Origin of the sequence: Plantibacter sp. LMC-P-059a, assembly GCF_030209505.1 — a bacterium.
In the GTDB taxonomy this organism is placed as follows: domain Bacteria; phylum Actinomycetota; class Actinomycetes; order Actinomycetales; family Microbacteriaceae; genus Plantibacter.
This window is the reverse complement of the sequence record NZ_JARVRZ010000004.1, coordinates 300,509-316,906: the sequence shown is the minus strand read 5'-3', so window position 1 is coordinate 316,906 and position 16,398 is coordinate 300,509. Positions and strand designations below refer to the sequence as shown.

Genomic DNA, 16,398 nt, shown 5'->3' with positions numbered 1-16,398 from the left:
CTGTCAAAGGTGGTGTCGGGCCCGATCCCGGATTCGCTCATGACGTGGTCCCGACTGCGGCGTAGGCTCACCATGTGGACAATCGGGTGGTGCGAGGTGGCTGAGGCGATGCGCGGCGCGCAGGTCGTCTCACGCGTGAGCCGCATCCTGAAGATCGTGTCGGAGCACCCCGGTGGGGCGTCGTCCTCGGCCGTGGCGGCGGCGGCCGGCCTGACGAGGCCGACGGCGCACCGCCTGCTCGCCTCGCTCGCGGCCGAAGGGTTCCTCGATCACGACGCCCGGGCGGCGCGCTGGCACCTCGGACCCGAACTGTTCCTCCTCGGCTCGCTCGCCGCCGAACGCTACGACGTCGCCGAGCTCGCCCGGGAGAGCGTCCGCATCCTCGCCCACGAGAGCGGGGAGAGCGCGTTCCTGTCGGTGCGTCGCGGCTTCGAGACCGTCTGCCTGCTGCGCGAGGAGGGCAGCTTCCCGGTGCGCTCCTTCGTGCTCACGGAGGGGGTCCGGTTCCCGCTAGGCGTGGCCTCGGCGGGGCTCGCAATCCTCGCGTTCTCGACCGACGCGGAGATCGACGACTACCTCGCGCGCGCCGACCTCGTCGAGCGATGGGGCGAGGCCCACGCTGCCGGCCGGGTGCGGGAGCGGATCCAGGAGACGCGGGAGCGCGGGTACGCGGTGAACCCGGCACTCATCCTGGAGGGCAGTTGGGGCATGGGCGCCGCGGTCTTCGATGCCGCGGGGAAGCCCGCCTGGGCGCTCAGTCTCACCGGGATCGAATCCCGGTTCCGGCCTGAGCGCCAGGCGTTCCTCGGCGGGCTGCTCCTCGAGCAGGCCCACGAGCTGTCGAAGCGGCTGCGCTGACCCCGGTCCCTGAGCCTGTCGAAGGGCGGTGGGAGCGCTACTCCGAGACGGCGGAGAGTTCCTCGAACTCGTCGTCGGTGAGCTCGATGGTCGCGCCCTGCAGGTTGTCCTCCAGGTGCTCGACACTCGAGGTGCCGGGGATCGGCAGCATCACGGGCGAGCGCTTCAGCAGCCAGGCCAGCGCGAGCTGAGAGGGCGTCGCGTCGTGGCGCTCGGCGAGCTGCGTGAGCGGGCCGTCCTGCTTGCTCAGGGCGCCGGTGGCCAGCGGGAACCACGGGATGAAGGCCACGCCGTGCTCGGTCGACCAGTCGAGGAGGTCCTCGGAGGAACGGTCCGTGAGGTTGTAGAGGTTCTGGATCGACGCGATCGGGGCGATCTGCTGGGCGGCCTCGACATCGGCCACGCTCACCTGGCTGAGCCCGATGTGGCGGATCTTGCCCTCGTCCTGGAGCTTGCGGAGTTCGCCGATCTGGTCCTCGAACGGCACGGTCGGGTCGATGCGGTGCAGCTGCAGGAGGTCGATGCGGTCGACCGCGAGGCGACGGAGGCCGAGCTCGACCTGCTGGCGGAGGTACGCGGGGACGCCGGTGGGCGTCCATTCGCCGGGGCCCTGACGCGTCTGGCCGACCTTCGTGGCGATCACGATGTCGTCGTAGGGGTGCAGTGCCTCGCGGAGGAGGGTGTCGGTGACGTCGGGGCCGTACGCGTCGGCGCTGTCGAAGAAGTTCACGCCGAGCTCGGCGGCTCGCTTGATGAGACGGATGGCGCCGTCGCGGTCGTCGGGTTCGCCCCAGACGCCCTCGCCGGTGAGCTGCATGGTGCCGTAGCCGAGGCGGTTGACCGTGAGGTCGCCACCCAGGTCGAAGGTGCCGGCGGCGGTTGCGGGACGAGCGGTGGTGTCGGTCATACGTGTGCTCCTTCGGAGAATGCGGGAGTTCCAGCGAAGCACCGGAGGCTGGGAGTTGCACCCCCCTTGCGTGCACGGCTCCTCCGCGCTCGCTGTCCGGTCCCTGGGCTTGTCGACGGGCTCAGTTCGTCGCGGCGGCCTCCAGGGCCTCGCGGAAGGCGACGATCGCCGGCCTCGCGACACCCGACTCGCGCGCCGAGGTGAAGATGGTGCGCTCGGGGAGGTCGGGCAGGTCGACGAGGCGGCAGCTCGCCTCGCGCCCGGCCCACTGGAGGTCGGGGATCAGGGCGACCGCGTTCCCCGATTCGATGAGCCGGATCTGCGCCTGCAGGTCGGCGGTCTGGTAGCGGACGTCGGGCTCGAATCCGGCGCGACGGCACAGCTGCTCGGCGAAGTGGCGCGACGCGGCGCCGTGCGGCTCCATCACCCAGGGCAGGTCGGCGGCGTCCTCGATGCGAAGAACCGGGTGGATCTCGTTCGCGACCGGTGGGCAGGCGAGGCGGATCGGGTCCGTCGCGAGCTGCCGGCGGTCGAGACCGGGGTGCCGTGGGGCGGCGTGCGCGGGGTACTGCTCCGCGACGACCACGTCGAAGTCGCGCGCCCAGGTCTCCGCGAGAGCCGTCTCCGGTTCGTGCTGCACCATCTCGACCCGCACCTGCGGGTGATCCCGGCGCATGGCGCTGAGGGCCACGGGCATGAGCGCGAGTGCCGCCGATTGGAACACGGCGACGCGGATGGTGCCCGACACCGTCGTGAGCGACGCGCCGAGGTCGGCCTCCGCCCGTTCGAGGGTGTCGAGGAGGGCGTCGGTGTGTCCGACGAGGATCTCGGCCTGCGGTGTGAGCTGCACGCGGCGACCGACCTTGCGGAGCAGCTCGACGCCCGTCTCCTGTTCCAGCACCGACAACTGCTGCGACACCGAGGACGGGCTGAAGTTGAGGGCCGTGGCCACTTCGGCGATGGTGCCCCGGATCCGCAGTTCGCGGAGGAGTCGGAGGCGGCGGACGTCCAGCACGGCGGACTCCAATCCATCGGCTCAGCCGATGCGTATCGTTCGAAAACCTTCGCTGTATCTTATGCGTCCTGCCACTGATACTGGCACCATGACCGACACTCTTGCATCGACGCAGCAGCTCGACCGCGACGCCCTCGCAACCGACGCGATCGCCCTCGTCCGCCGCTGGCTCCAGACCGCCTCGACGATCCCCGCCGACGCCTCAGCCCAGCAGCTCGCCGGTGTGCTGAAGGACCCGACCGGTCTCGAGTTCACCGTCGGGTTCGTCGACGGTGTCGTCCGCCCCGAGGACCTCCGCGTCGCCGCCCGCACCCTGCAGACCATCGCGCCGAAGGTGCCCGCGTTCCTGCCCTGGTACCTCAAGGCGGCCGTCCGGTGCGGTGGCGCGTTCGCCCCGATCCTCCCGGGCGTCGTCATCCCCATCTCGCGCAAGGTGCTCCGCAATATGGTCGGCCACCTCGTCGTCGATGCGACGGACAAGAAGCTCGGTCCGGCGATCGCGAAGATCAAGACCCCCGGCACCCGCCTGAACGTGAACCTGCTCGGCGAGGCCGTCCTCGGCACCGGTGAGGCGGCGCGTCGCCTCGAGGGCACCCACAAGCTCCTCGCGCGTCCCGACGTCGACTACGTGTCGATCAAGGTCTCCTCCACGGTCAGCCCCCACTCGGTGTGGGCGTTCGACGAAGCCGTCGACCACGTCGTCACGAGCCTCACACCCCTCTTCGAGCGTGCCGCCAAGGCCAGCCCGAACAAGTTCATCAACCTCGACATGGAGGAGTACAAGGACCTCGACCTCACCATCGCGGTCTTCACGAAGCTCCTCGACCTCCCGCAGTTCCACGACCTCGAGGCCGGCATCGTGCTCCAGGCCTACCTGCCCGACGCCCTGTCGGCGATGATCCGACTGCAGGAGTGGTCGGCCGGTCGTCGGGCCGCGGGCGGCGCGGGCATCAAGGTGCGCATCGTCAAGGGCGCCAACCTGCCGATGGAGCAGGTCGAGGCCTCCCTCCACGATTGGCCGCTCGCCACCTGGTCGACGAAGCAGGACTCCGACACCAACTACAAGCGCGTCGTCGAGTACGCCCTGCACCCCGACCGCATCGACAACGTGCGCATCGGCGTCGCCGGCCACAACCTGTTCGACATCGCGTTCGCGTGGCTGCTCGCGAAGCAGCGTGGTGTCGAGCGCGGGGTCGAGTTCGAGATGCTGCTCGGTATGGCGCAGGGCCAGGCCGAGGCCGTGAAGCGCGACGTCGGCGAGCTGCTGCTCTACACGCCGGTCGTGCACCCGCAGGAGTTCGACGTCGCGATCGCCTACCTCATCCGCCGCCTGGAGGAGGGCGCGAGCCAGGACAACTTCATGTCCGCCGTGTTCGAGCTGAGCGAGAACGAGACCCTGTTCGCCCGCGAGCAGGAGCGGTTCCTCGCCTCCCTCGCCGAGCTCGACACCACCGTCCCCGCGCCCAACCGCCAGCAGAACCGCACGAAGCCGGCCGAGGCCTCGCCCGCCGACGCGTTCGAGAACACCCCCGACACCGACCCCTCGCTCCCCGCCAACCGGGTGTGGGGACGCGACATCCTCACCCGCGTCGCCGACTCGCGGCTCGGGAACGACACCGTCGCAGCCTCCATCCTCGACAGCACCGAAGCCCTCGACGCCGTCATCGACGGTGCGACGGCTGCCGGCGCCGCGTGGGGATCGCTCTCCGGAGCCGAGCGCGCGGTCATCCTGCACCGCGCCGGAGATGTGCTCGAGCAGCGCCGCGCCGACCTCATGGAGGTCATGGCCGCAGAGACCGGCAAGACCCTCGACCAGTCCGACCCAGAGGTCTCCGAGGCGATCGACTTCGCCCACTACTACGCCGAGCGGGCGCGCGAACTCGACCACGTCGACGGCGCGACCTTCACCCCGGCGAAGCTCACGGTGGTCACCCCGCCGTGGAACTTCCCCGTCGCCATCCCGGCCGGTTCGACCCTCGCGGCGCTCGCCGCAGGTTCGCCCGTCATCATCAAGCCCGCCCGCCAGGCCCGCCGCAGCGGTGCCGTCATGATCGAGGCGCTGTGGGAGGCCGGGGTGCCGCGTGAGGTCCTCCGCTTCGCGCAGCTGGCCGACAACTCGCTCGGTGAGCGCCTCATCGCCCACCCCGCTGTGGAGCGCGTCATCCTCACCGGTGGCTACGAGACGGCGGAGCTGTTCCGGTCCTTCCGTCCCGAGCTGCCGCTGCTCGCCGAGACCTCGGGCAAGAACGCCATCATCGTCACGCCGAGCGCCGACCTCGACCTCGCCGTCAAGGACGTCGTCGCCTCGGCCTTCGGTCACGCCGGCCAGAAGTGCTCGGCGGCGTCGCTCGTGATCCTCGTGGGGTCGGTCGCCTCCTCGCGCCGGTTCCGTCACCAGCTGGTCGACGCGGTGACCTCGCTGAAGGTCGGCTACCCGGTCGACCCCACCACGCAGATGGGCCCGATCATCGAGCCCGCGAAGGGCAAGCTGCTCGGCGGCCTGACCACGCTCGGTGCCGGTGAGTCGTGGCTCGTCGAGCCGAAGCAGCTCGATGACAGCGGCAAGCTGTGGAGCCCGGGTGTCCGTGCGTGCGTCGCGCGCGGCTCCGAGTACCACCTCACCGAGTACTTCGGCCCGATCCTCGGCGTCATGACGGCCGAGACCCTCGAGGAGGCCATCGCGATCCAGAACGAGATCGACTACGGCCTCACCGCCGGTCTGCACTCGCTCAACCCCGCGGAGCTGCGCGTGTGGCTCGACGGCATCCAGGCCGGCAACCTGTACGTGAACCGCGGCATCACCGGCGCGATCGTGCAGCGGCAGCCGTTCGGCGGGTGGAAGAAGTCGGCCGTCGGTGCCGGGACCAAGGCCGGTGGGCCGAACTACCTCATCGGGCTCGGCTCGTGGTCGAGCGCCGAGAGCACGGCCGAGCGCACCGTCGGTCGCTCCGCGGAGCGTCGCGGCCCGAAGCCCGTCGTCGCCTCGCTGCTGCGTGCCGCCGACGCGGTGCTGCCCGCCGAGGAGTTCGCGTTCCTGCGTCGGTCGGTCGTGAGTGACACGGCGGCGTGGGCCGAGGAGTTCGGTGTCGCGAAGGACGTCTCGAAGCTGACGGCTGAGCGCAACGTGTTCCGCTACGTCCCGCGTGAGGTCCACGTGCGCTTGGTCGACGGCGGGTCCGTCGCCGAGCTGCTCCGTGTCGTCGCCGCCGGTGCGACCGCTGGTGCGACCGTGCACGTGTCGTCCGCCGTGGCCCTGGCACCGAAGCTCGTGCCCGCCGTCGAGGCGATCACCGGCACGATCACCGTCGAGAGCGAGGACCGCTGGTACGTGACGGCCTCGTCGCTCGTCGGGACGAAGGCGGGTGCGCGGGTGCGGATCATCGGTGGCACCACGGAGGGCGTCGCACACGCGACCTCCGGCAGCCCCGACGTCGCGATCTACGCGGGCGACGTCACCGAGGCCGGCCGCATCGAGCTGCTCCCGTTCCTCCAGGAGCAGGCGGTCTCGATCACGGCGCACCGCTTCGGCACGCCGAACCACCTCTCGGACGAGCTCATCTGACCCGACCGCTGCTTCCCCAACTCAGGAACGCCCCGGCGTGTCATCTCGACACGCCGGGGCGTTCTGCGCGACACACCGCGACCGTCCTGAGTTGTGGACGGAGGACCCGTCGCGTCGATCTTGTCCCTAACTCAGGACGAGCTGGGCGTGTTGGCGCCGGGCGTGCTCGGATGGGCGCGACACGCCGGGGACGTCCTGAGTTAGGGACACGGTGAAGGGGTCAGGGAAGGGGAAGTGGCGTCAGCGGAGGGTGCCGTGGACGGCGAACTCGTCGATGCGGGCGAGCTCGGCGTCGTCGAAGTCGAGACGGTGGATCGCCGCGTAGTTGCCCTCGAGCTGCTCGACCGAGCTGGCACCGATGATCGCGGACGTCACCGTGTTCCGACGCAGCACCCACGACAGCGCGAGCTGCGCGAGGGTCTGACCGCGCTCCTCAGCGATCGCCTGCAGGCCGCGGGCGCGCTCGAGGTACGTGTCGGTGATCGACTCCTCGTTGAGGAAGTGGCTCGTCGCCGCACGCGAGTCCGACGGCACCGAGCCACCGAGGTAGCGGTCGGTCAGCATGCCCTGCGCGAGCGGGCTGAACACGACGGCACCGAGACCGAGGCCGTCAAGGGTGTCGAGCAGGCCGTCCTCGACCTCGCGGGAGAACATCGAGTACCGGGGCTGGTGCACGAGCAGCGGCACGCCGAACTCGCGGATCGCGGCCGCTGCGGCGACGGTCTGCTCGGGCGAGTAGTTCGAGATGCCCGCGTACAGGGCCTTGCCCGACTGCACGGCCGACGCGAGCGCGCTCATGGTCTCCTCGATCGGCGTCTCCGGGTCGGGACGGTGCGAGTAGAACACGTCGACGTACTCGACGCCGATACGCGTGAGGCTCTGGTCGAGCGACGACAGCATGGTCTTGCGGGAGCCCCACTCGCCGTAGGGGCCCTGCCACATGTAGTAGCCGGCCTTCGAGGTGATGATGATCTCGTCGCGGTGCGCGGCCAGGTCGTCGGAGAAGATCTTGCCGAAGGCGGTCTCGGCGGAACCGGCGGGCGGGCCGTAGTTGTTGGCGAGGTCGAAGTGGGTGATCCCGAGGTCGAAGGCGCGACGCACGATCGCGCGCTGCACCTCGATGCTGCGGCTCTCGCCGAAGTTGTGCCAGAGGCCGAGGGACAGCGCGGGGAGGCGCAGTCCGCTGCGGCCGACGCGGCGGTAGGTCATGTCGTCGTATCGGGTTTCGGCTGCTTCGTAGGGCATGGTCTGCGCTTTCATCATCGAATCGTCGTGGTGCCGGTGTCAGCGTACCGTGACCGTTCACGGTGACGACAGGGGCGACGTGGACTAGCGTGAGCTGATGCCGTCCACCTCGTCGCCAGACCCGATCGCGCCCGCGCCCCAGCCGCAATCCGGATGCGGTGCGGCCATCGTCCGCGACGGCCGGATCCTGCTGCTCGAACGCCTCCGGGAGCCCGAGGCCGGGTCCTGGGGCATCCCGGGCGGCAAGGTCGACTGGATGGAACGCCTCGAGGACGCCGTCCGCCGCGAGACCCGCGAGGAGACCGGCCTGGAGCTCGGGCCCGTCGAGCTGCTCTGCGTCGTCGACCACTTCGAGGAACGGCTGCAACAGCACTGGATCTCGCCCGTGTACCTCGCGGAAGCGTCGCAGGGGGAACCGGAGCTCCGCGAGCCGGACAAGCACGGCGGCTTGCGCTGGTTCCCGCTCGACCACCTGCCCGAGCGCGTGACGGTCTCCACCCGGGCGGCGGTCGAAGCGATCGGCCGGCGTCGGGGAGCCGGGCGGCACGGCGACACCGACTCGTAGACTCGGGCGCGTGACCGATTCACGATCGTCCAACGCCCACAACGAGTTCGTGACGTTCGACGCGCTCCGTGCGGAGGCGGTCGAACGACCCGTGCGGCGCGGCGCGGGAGCGTGGGGTTTCTTCGGCACCGTCGCGATCCTGATCGGCGCGCTGCTCATCCCCGTCGCCCTCATGAGCACCTGGGCCGACACCCTGCTCCGGGACACGGACGCCTTCGTCGACACCCTCGCCCCGCTCGCCACGGAGCCGGCGGTGCAGGCCTTCGTCGGTGAGCAGGCGCTCGCCGCGCTCGAGAGCCAGGTCGACCTCGATGCGGCCGCGGCGAATTCGTCGGACCTCGCCGCAGCGCTCGGCCTCCCGCCCGCGATCTCGGAGGTTCTCGGCGCGATCGGCGGCGACACCGCCGACGCGTTGCGCGAGGTGCTGCGGCGGAACGTGGCCGAGTTCGCGGCGTCACCCGCCTTCGCGACCGCCTGGACGGACGCCCTGCGGGTCACCCACCAGCAGCTCGTCGCGGGGGTGTCCGGAGCCGACGGTGCGGTGATCGACGTCTCCGCCGAGCAGGGGCTCGGGATCCAGCTCGGTCCGATCGTCTCCGCGACGCGCGGCTGGCTCGTCGACGCAGGCTTCGGGTTCGCCGCGCAGATCCCGGAGGTCGACCGTGTGGTCGATGTCGTCCCGGCCGATCAGGTCGCGCCGGTGCTCGGCGTGGTCCGGGCGATCGAGACGACCGCGGGATGGTCGCCGTGGCTCGCCCCCGGGCTGCTCGTGCTCGGGGTGGTCCTCCTGCTCCTCGGGCGTCGCGACCCGAGCCGGACCGTGGCAGCGGGGGCCATGGGTGCGGTCGTCGGAGCCGGCGTGGCCCTCGTCCTGCTCGGCGCGGCCCGACTCGCGTTCATCGTCGCGATCGCGACGGTCATCTCCGGCGGGGTCGGTGAGGCCGCGGCGTCGTTGCTCCTCGGCCCGTCGACCGACTCGGCGTGGATCGTGCTGTGGGTGTCGCTCGGGGTCGCCGTGCTCGCGTTCGTCAGTGCCGCGCTCCGTCTCCCTCAGCGAGTCGCCGGTGGCGTCCGGGCTGCGAGGCGTCCGCTCCCTCGTCCGAACGCCTGACCGACCGCTGCCCGCCGGACGGGCGCTCGAGGTTGCCATCGTGGTCTCGCCGGGGCGCCGCGAGCTTCCGATGGGCTGGTGCCTCCACGAGGGTGTGGAGGAGCCATGACGCGCCGAGGATCGACCCGAACCAGACCAGGAGGACGATCGCGCGGAGGAGGAGGGGGAACGCGCCGACCGCTGCCGGCGTGATCGTCTTCGCCAGCAGGATGAGCACGAACACGTGCACGAGGTAGGTGCTGAACGACAACCGCCCGAGCACCTGCGCCGGTCGACTCCGCAACGCGGCGGTCGTCCGGGGACTCGCGACCGCCAGACCGCCGACGACGATCGCAGCGAAGGTGATCGCCGCCCACGCGCGCGGGGCGCCGGGTTCGAGGACGACTGCGGCGATCAGGAGCCCGAGGCCGCCACCCGCGGCGACCCACGCCGCGTGGACGGTGGCCGGGAGCCGTGAGGTCAGCTGCGCCACGCAGACGCCGAGCGCGAAGCCGCACAGCACGCGGACGACCGGGGGCGCCATGCCGTTCATGGCCGACGGCGCGAGCCCGGCCATGAGCGTCGACACCGCGATCGTCGCGCCGGCGAGGACGAGCAGGGCCGTGGTCGATCGACGCCTGGACCGACCGCGGATCGCCAGGGCCATCACCGGGAACAGGAGGAAGGCGAGGAACTGGGCGGACAGCGACCAGGCCGGCGGGTTCCACCACAGTGCGTCGCCGAACCAGGCGCGGGTCAGCGTGAGCTCGGCGAGGATGCCGACGGGCGGGAACGCGCCGGGTTCGGAATCGATGCCGACGAGTGCCCCGCCGAGGCAGAGCGCCAGGAAGGTGAGGAGAACCGCCACGTGTGCCGGGTACAGGCGCGCCAGGCGGTTCCGGAGGTAGCGGCCGTAGCTGCGCCAGGTCCAGCGCCTCGCGCCGTACGCCTGGGCGATCGAGTACCCGCTGAGCACGAAGAAGACGTCGACGGCGAGGCCGGTGTGCGCCAGTGGGGCGAGCCAGGAGAGTTCCGGCAGCACGCTGAACAGCCAGTCGGCCGAGTGGGAGAAGACCACCCACCAGGCGGCGAGAGCCCGGGCACCCGCGAACGCGGTGAGGTCCGCGCGTGGCGTTGCGACCTCGAGGCTCGGGTCGGGTGGGGGCTCGCGGTCCGCGGTCGAGGTCATGGTGCTCCTGGTCGGTCGTGCGGCGACGTTCATCGCAGGAATGTCAGTCTAGAGTGCTTCTGTGCCTCATGTTTCTGTACTCTATGAACTGTGAAGACGATCTCGACGAGCGGCCGCGCGGATCGGCGGATGGACGCGGTACCTCCCGAACCGACCCCCGAACCGACGAACACCCCCGAGCCTCCGGACACCCCGGAACCAGCGGATCCGCTTCCGACCCCTCCCGGCGAGGATCCGTCGCCCGAGCCGGCTCCCGCCCCCGCCGCCCCCGACGCGGTTCCGGCCTCGTCGCCAGCCGAGCTCGTCCTCGAAGGGCCGGGGATCGACCCGACCGGCGCGACGGTGAGCACGGCGGCGGTTCTCGCGTGGTTCGCCGCGGCCCCTGCCGGAAGCGCCGTCGTGGTGCGCGGTGGCGACGTCATCGCCCTCGACGCGACGCTCCGGATCCCGCGTCGCATCCATCTCCGCGGGCATGGCGAGCTGCGGTTCGTGGGTGGCGTCAGCGCCGCGCCGGCACTGAAACTCGTCGGCGACGGCAGCACGGTCACCGGCATCCGGATCACCTACACCGGGCCGGCCGTTCCAGCCACCGGCGGCCGCAGCACCGGCATCGGCATCTGGGCCGACGACGTGACCGTCAGCGGGGTCACCGTCGACGGCTTCCAGAACGGGGTCGCCGTCCAGCCGACCGGTGAGTTCGAAGGGGTGATCGTCTCCGGGTGCCACATCCTGAACGTCACCGGCTCGGGCGGGGGCCGTGGTTCCGCCTCATCGGCGGGAGAGGACCGCGGCGACGGCATCACCGTCTGGGGAGCTCGAGCCACCGTGGTCGGCAACGTCGTCTCGGCGGCGGCCGGGACGGACGCCCGCGTCGGCATCCACGCCGAGAGCCTGCCCGCGTATGCGGCCGAGCCTGGTGACTGGGCGGACTCCCTGGTCACGATCGAGGGGAACGTCGTGACCGGGCCGTTCCGGCGGTCCATCGCCGTGGAGGGCATGGCCCACACGGTGGTCACCGGCAACACCGTCTCCGACGCGACCTGGTGGGGCATCGCCGCCATCGACAGCCGCTCCGTCGCCCTGGTCGCCAACACGGTGCGCTGGACCCGCGCGGCCGCCGACGACCAGGGGTCGGCCTGGACGCCGAAACGCGGCCCCATCATGATCTACCGGAACGCCCGGGGGACGGTGGTCGCGAACAACGTCATCGACGTCCGTGGGGTCGCGAGCGCCGCGATCATGGCTCAGGCGGCGGGGGCGCCCGGGTCGGCCACCGTCGTCGGGGCCAGCGACGCCCTCATCACCGACAACGTGGTCCGCATCGCCGACGGCACCTGCCCCGTCGGGATCTCCCTCGATCGGGCGAGGCAACCGGTCGTCACGGGCAATCGCATCACGGTCACCCGCGGGTCGGGCTCCGTGGGTGGCATCGTCGCCTACTTCGCCGAGGACGCCGTCATCGCCGACAACTCCATCACCGGCTCCGCGACCTCGCACGGGTTCGGCGTGCTGCATGAGGGGCCCGGCTCCGTCGTGATCACCGGGAACCGGATCGACCACATCCGGGTCGCCGTCTCCGTGGCCAACTGCAGCGGAGGCGCCACGATCGCCACCAACACCGGCCGCGACTGCGAGTACGGACTCGACACCTTCGGGTCGACCGGGCGCTCGGTGGTGTACGGCAACCGCTGGGAGGTCACGAACACCGCCCACGCCAACGCGCAGCCCAACACGAGCTACCTGTCGACGAGGCACATGGGGCTCGCCCGTCCGTACGGCGGCGCGTCGGGCGACCTCCTCGTCGGGAACGGCCGTCTGTGGGTGAACGACCAGGGCACCTGGCGCTCGGCCACCCTGAGCTGAACAGACGGGCGGGCCCTCGGTGTTCGAGAGCCCGCCCGTGGTGGTAGCAGTGGTGGTGGTGTGGCGTCAGCTGCGGGGTGCGTGCGTCGCGTCGGCTCCGTCCGGCACGGCTCCGTCGACCGCCGACGCCTGCTCCCCACCGCGGAACTGCGTGCGGTACAGCTCCGCGTACGCGCCGTCGACCTCGAGCAACTGTGCGTGCGAACCCTGTTCGACGATGCGGCCGTTCTCCATCACGAGGATCGTGTCGGCGTCGCGGATCGTCGAGAGCCGGTGGGCGATCACGAAGGACGTCCGGTCGCTCCGCAGCGCCGCCATGGCGTGCTGCACGAGGAGCTCCGTGCGGGTGTCGACGGACGAGGTCGCCTCATCGAGGATGAGGAGTTTCGGCTTCGCGATGAAGGCACGGGCGATCGTGATGAGCTGCCGCTCACCGGCCGACACGCTGCCGCCGTCGGCGTCGAGGACGGTGTCGTAGCCGTCGGGCAGCTGCCGCACGAAGCGGTCCACCATCGTCGCCTCGGCAGCTTCGACGACCTCCTCGTCGCTCGCGTCGAGGCGGCCGTACCGGATGTTCTCGCGGATGGTGCCCTCGAACAGCCAGGCGTCCTGCAGGACCATGCCGACCTGTGACCGCAGCTCGGCACGCGTCAGCGCGGTGACGTCCACGCCGTCGAGGAGGATGCGCCCGCCGGTCAGCTCGTAGAACCGCATCACCAGGTTGACGAGGGTCGTCTTGCCGGCGCCGGTCGGGCCGACGATCGCGACCGTCTGGCCCGGCTGGGCAGAGAAGGAGAGGTCCTCGATGAGGGGCTTCTTGGCGTCGTAGCTGAAGGAGACCCCGTCGAACTCGACGTGGCCGTCGGTGTGCTCGGGCAGGTGCGCCGTCGCCGTCTCCGGGTCCTGTTCCTCGGCGTCGAGCAGCTCGAAGGTGCGCTCGGCGGAGGCGACACCGGACTGCAACTGGTTCGCCATGCCGGCGATCTGGCCGAGCGGCTGCGAGAACTCGCGCGAGTACTGGATGAACGCGGTCGCATCGCCGAGAGTCATCTGTCCGGAGGCGACGCGCAGCCCGCCGACCACGGCGATGAGCACGTACGACAGGTAGGAGACGAAGGTCATCGCCGGCATGATCATGCCCGACACGAACTGCGCGCCGAACGCGGCCGAGAAGAGCTTCTCGTTGCGCTCGTCGAACTCGGCGAGCATCTCCTTGTCGCGACCGAACACGCGGACCAGCTCGAGGCCGGAGAACGACTCCTCGATGTGCCCGTTGAGCGAACCGGTGTTCTTCCACTGCGCGGTGAACAGCTTCTGCGAGCGGGAGCCGATGACCCCGGCGATCAGCGCCGACAGCGGTAGGGCGATGAGCGCGATGAGGGCGAGCTGCCACGACACGATGAACATCATCGCCGTGATGCCGAGGACGGTGAGCGCCGACTGGACGAGCTGCGAGAACGCCTGCTGGAGCGCCGTCTGGATGTTGTCGACGTCGTTCGTGACGCGCGACATGAGGTCGCCGCGCTGCCGGGTGTCGAAGTAGCTGAGCGGGAGGCGGTTGAGCTTCCGCTCGATGTCCTGGCGCAGGTTGTAGACGACCCGCATGACGAGGCCGTTGAGGATGTACCCCTGCGCCCAGTTGAGGATGGAGGCGATGACGTACATGGCGAGCACGATGATGATGAGCCGGCCGAGCAGGGTGAAGTCGATGCCCTGACCGGGCGTGATGTCGGACTTCACGAGCATGTCGGCGTACTGGTCGTTGCCTGACGCCCGCGCTTCGTCGACGATCTGGTCAAGCGGCACACCCGTCGGCAACTGCGAGCCGATGACACCGTTGAAGATCGCGTCCATCGCGAGCCCGAGGATCTTCGGCGCGATGACGGTGAGGACGACCGACAGCACGACGAGCCCCACGACGAGGCTCATCTTCAGCTTCTCGGGGGCGAGCAGCCCGACGAGCCGCTTCGCGGACGGCCAGAACTGCTCCGCCTTCTTGGAGGGCGTGCCACCGAACATGTCGCCGTCGGCCTCGCTCGGCGTGAACTCCGGCGAGAGGGCTTCCTCCTCGACGGCGTTCAGCTCGGGGGCTTGCGCGGTGTCCTTCGACGCGCCGGAGGAGCGCTTGTCTCGTGGTGAACGGGCCATGATCACGCCACCCCTTCCACAGCGAGCTGCGATTGGACGATCTCGCGATACGTCTCGTTGGATTCGATGAGGTCGTCGTGGGTGCCGCGGCCGACGATGCCGCCGTCGTCCATGACGATGATGTGGTCGGCCTCGCGGATGGTGGCGATCCGCTGGGCGACGATGATGACCGTCGCGTCGGCGGTGCTCTCGCCGAGGGCCGCGCGGAGGCGGGCGTCGGTCGAGACGTCGAGGGCCGAGAAGGAGTCGTCGAACAGGTACACGCGGGGCTTCGCGACGAGCGCGCGGGCGATGCAGAGGCGCTGCCGCTGACCACCGGACACGTTCGTGCCGCCCTGCGCGACGCCGTCGTTCAGCATCTTCGGCTTCGCCCGGACGAAGTCCTCGGCCTGGGCGACGTCGAGTGCGCTCCACAGCTCCTCGTCGGTGGCGTCGGGGCGGCCGAAGCGCAGGTTCGACGCGATCGTGCCCGAGAAGAGGTAGGGCTTCTGCGGGACGATGCCGACCACGCCGGCGATCTGCTGCCGGGTGAGCTGCGAGACGGGCACGCCGTCGATCGTGACGTGTCCCTGCTGCGGGTCGTAGAGGCGGGGGATGAGCGACAGCAGGGTCGTCTTGCCGGAACCGGTGGATCCGACGATGGCCGTGGTCTTGCCGGGTTCCGCGGTGAAGGTGATGTTCGACAGCACAGGGCGCTCGGCCCCCGGGTATCCGAAGGTGACGCCGGTGAACTCGACGCGACCGACGGACGGCACGCGGATGTCGGTGCTCGTCGGGACGGCGAGGCTCGGTTCGGTGTCGAGGACGCTCTGGATGCGCTCGGCGCAGACGACGGCGCGCGGGATCATCATCACCATGAACACGCCCATCATCACCGAGGTGAGGATCTGGAGCAGGTACTGCAGGAAGGCGGTGAGCGAGCCGACCTGCATCTGACCGGCGTCCACCCGGTGGCCACCGAACCACAGCACGGCCGCGGTGGCGAGGTGCAGGACCATCATGATGACGGGGAACATGAGCACGAAGATGTTGCCGACCTTGACCGACACCCGGGTGAGGGACTCGTTGGCCCGGTTGTAGCGCTCGGACTCGAACGGCTCGCGGACGAAGGCACGGACGACGCGGATGCCGATGATCTGCTCACGCAGGACGCTGTTGATGCCGTCGATGCGGTCCTGCATCTGCCGGAACAGCGGCATGAGCAGGTAGACGAGGAAGCCGACGATGATGAACAGCACGGGCACCGACACCCACACGAGCCAGGAGAGCCCGGCGTCCTCGCGGAGGGCCATGATGATGCCGCCGACGCACATGATCGGCGCCGACACCATGAAGTTGAGGGTCATGAGCACGAGCATCTGGACCTGCTGCACATCGTTCGTGCCGCGGGTGATGAGCGTCGCGCTGCCGAAGCCGCTGATCTCGAGCGCGCCGAGCGAGTCGACCTTGCGGTAGAACTCGCGGCGCAGGTCGCGGCCGATCGCCATCGCGGTGCGTGCGCCGAAGTAGACGCCGCCGATGGCCGCGGCCACCTGCACGAGACAGACGACCAACATCGTCATGCCGGTGGACCAGATGAAGTCGGTGTCGCCGCGCGAGACGCCCTGATCGATGATCTGCGCGTTCAGGCTGGGGAGGTAGAGGGCCGCGATCGTCGAGACGAGTTGCAGCACGAAGACCGCGACGACCCACGCCGCGTACGGCTTGGCGTGTCGGAGCGCGAGGGCGAGGAGGGCCATGTGAGGTCCTTTGACGTTTCGTGTCCGGTGCGCGGGAGGGCGCGCGGACGGAGGAGAGGTGGAGCCGGCCTGGCGAGGACGCCAGTGCTCCCGGCGATGCACGGTCGGCGGGAGAGGGTGGTGCCCGTGTGACGATACTCCGCGCCGGTGACACGGTGGTGTCCTGGTTCGGAATCGTGATCATCGCCGATGCGGCCGTCGATCAGCGAGCGACGGT

11 protein-coding genes are annotated in these 16,398 nt (G+C 70.3%); 5 read left to right on the top strand and 6 right to left on the bottom strand.

All coding sequences use genetic code 11. The features are described 5' to 3' along the window. Positions 1–72: 72 nt before the first annotated feature. Positions 73–858 (top strand): IclR family transcriptional regulator, encoded by a 786-nt coding sequence (locus QRN27_RS11030; RefSeq protein ID WP_285042281.1) that lies wholly within the window; start codon positions 73–75, stop codon positions 856–858. A 37-nt stretch (positions 859–895) separates the two neighbouring features. On the opposite strand, the gene QRN27_RS11025 is transcribed toward QRN27_RS11030, so the two are convergent. Both QRN27_RS11025 and QRN27_RS11020 read right to left on the bottom strand, forming a co-directional pair. Continuing rightward, complete coding sequence (locus QRN27_RS11025) at positions 896–1,765, bottom strand: aldo/keto reductase (protein WP_285042280.1); 870 nt, start codon at positions 1,763–1,765, stop codon at positions 896–898. A gap of 121 nt (positions 1,766–1,886) precedes the next feature. Continuing rightward, positions 1,887–2,780, bottom strand: a complete 894-nt coding sequence (locus QRN27_RS11020) for a LysR substrate-binding domain-containing protein (RefSeq protein WP_285042279.1) — start codon at positions 2,778–2,780, stop codon at positions 1,887–1,889. A gap of 88 nt (positions 2,781–2,868) precedes the next feature. Between QRN27_RS11020 and QRN27_RS11015 the strand changes: the two genes are divergently transcribed. Further along, positions 2,869–6,342, top strand: a complete 3,474-nt coding sequence (locus QRN27_RS11015) for a bifunctional proline dehydrogenase/L-glutamate gamma-semialdehyde dehydrogenase (protein WP_285042278.1) — start codon at positions 2,869–2,871, stop codon at positions 6,340–6,342. 240 nt (positions 6,343–6,582) lie between these two features. Here the strand turns inward: QRN27_RS11015 and QRN27_RS11010 are convergent, their stop codons facing one another. After that, the gene (locus QRN27_RS11010) at positions 6,583–7,587 is read right to left on the bottom strand and encodes an aldo/keto reductase (protein ID WP_285042487.1); all 1,005 of its coding nucleotides are present in this window, start codon (positions 7,585–7,587) and stop codon (positions 6,583–6,585) included. A gap of 97 nt (positions 7,588–7,684) precedes the next feature. Here QRN27_RS11010 and QRN27_RS11005 point away from each other — a divergent pair, with 97 nt between their 5' ends. Both QRN27_RS11005 and QRN27_RS11000 read left to right on the top strand, forming a co-directional pair. Further along, positions 7,685–8,152: an NUDIX hydrolase gene (locus tag QRN27_RS11005; RefSeq protein ID WP_285042277.1), complete on the top strand. Its 468-nt coding sequence runs from the start codon at positions 7,685–7,687 to the stop codon at positions 8,150–8,152. Between the two features lie 10 nt (positions 8,153–8,162). Continuing rightward, positions 8,163–9,263 (top strand): hypothetical protein, encoded by a 1,101-nt coding sequence (locus QRN27_RS11000; RefSeq protein WP_285042276.1) that lies wholly within the window; start codon positions 8,163–8,165, stop codon positions 9,261–9,263. Here QRN27_RS11000 and QRN27_RS10995 read toward each other — a convergent pair. Further along, positions 9,181–10,431, bottom strand: coding sequence for an acyltransferase family protein (locus tag QRN27_RS10995; RefSeq protein WP_285042275.1), 1,251 nt, complete (start codon positions 10,429–10,431; stop codon positions 9,181–9,183). The two genes, QRN27_RS11000 and QRN27_RS10995, sit on opposite strands and share 83 nt — an antisense overlap. A 129-nt stretch (positions 10,432–10,560) precedes the next feature. Here QRN27_RS10995 and QRN27_RS10990 point away from each other — a divergent pair, with 129 nt between their 5' ends. Then, positions 10,561–12,294, top strand: a complete 1,734-nt coding sequence (locus QRN27_RS10990) for a NosD domain-containing protein (protein WP_285042274.1) — start codon at positions 10,561–10,563, stop codon at positions 12,292–12,294. 66 nt (positions 12,295–12,360) lie between these two features. Here the strand turns inward: QRN27_RS10990 and QRN27_RS10985 are convergent, their stop codons facing one another. After that, positions 12,361–14,442 (bottom strand): ABC transporter ATP-binding protein, encoded by a 2,082-nt coding sequence (locus QRN27_RS10985; RefSeq protein ID WP_502929518.1) that lies wholly within the window; start codon positions 14,440–14,442, stop codon positions 12,361–12,363. Between the two features lie 2 nt (positions 14,443–14,444). Further along, on the bottom strand, positions 14,445–16,181 hold the full coding sequence (locus QRN27_RS10980; protein WP_285042273.1) for an ABC transporter ATP-binding protein: 1,737 nt from the start codon (positions 16,179–16,181) through the stop codon (positions 14,445–14,447). Positions 16,182–16,398: the final 217 nt, after the last annotated feature.

Coding starts and splice junctions, on each gene's coding strand:
- QRN27_RS11030 (WP_285042281.1), top strand. CDS start 73: ATGTGGACAATCGGGTGGTGCGAGGTGGCTGAGGCGATGCGCGGCGCG.
- QRN27_RS11025 (WP_285042280.1), bottom strand. CDS start 1,765: ATGACCGACACCACCGCTCGTCCCGCAACCGCCGCCGGCACCTTCGAC.
- QRN27_RS11015 (WP_285042278.1), top strand. CDS start 2,869: ATGACCGACACTCTTGCATCGACGCAGCAGCTCGACCGCGACGCCCTC.
- QRN27_RS11010 (WP_285042487.1), bottom strand. CDS start 7,587: ATGCCCTACGAAGCAGCCGAAACCCGATACGACGACATGACCTACCGC.
- QRN27_RS11005 (WP_285042277.1), top strand. CDS start 7,685: ATGCCGTCCACCTCGTCGCCAGACCCGATCGCGCCCGCGCCCCAGCCG.
- QRN27_RS10995 (WP_285042275.1), bottom strand. CDS start 10,431: ATGACCTCGACCGCGGACCGCGAGCCCCCACCCGACCCGAGCCTCGAG.
- QRN27_RS10990 (WP_285042274.1), top strand. CDS start 10,561: ATGGACGCGGTACCTCCCGAACCGACCCCCGAACCGACGAACACCCCC.
- QRN27_RS10985 (WP_502929518.1), bottom strand. CDS start 14,442: ATGGCCCGTTCACCACGAGACAAGCGCTCCTCCGGCGCGTCGAAGGAC.
- QRN27_RS10980 (WP_285042273.1), bottom strand. CDS start 16,181: ATGGCCCTCCTCGCCCTCGCGCTCCGACACGCCAAGCCGTACGCGGCG.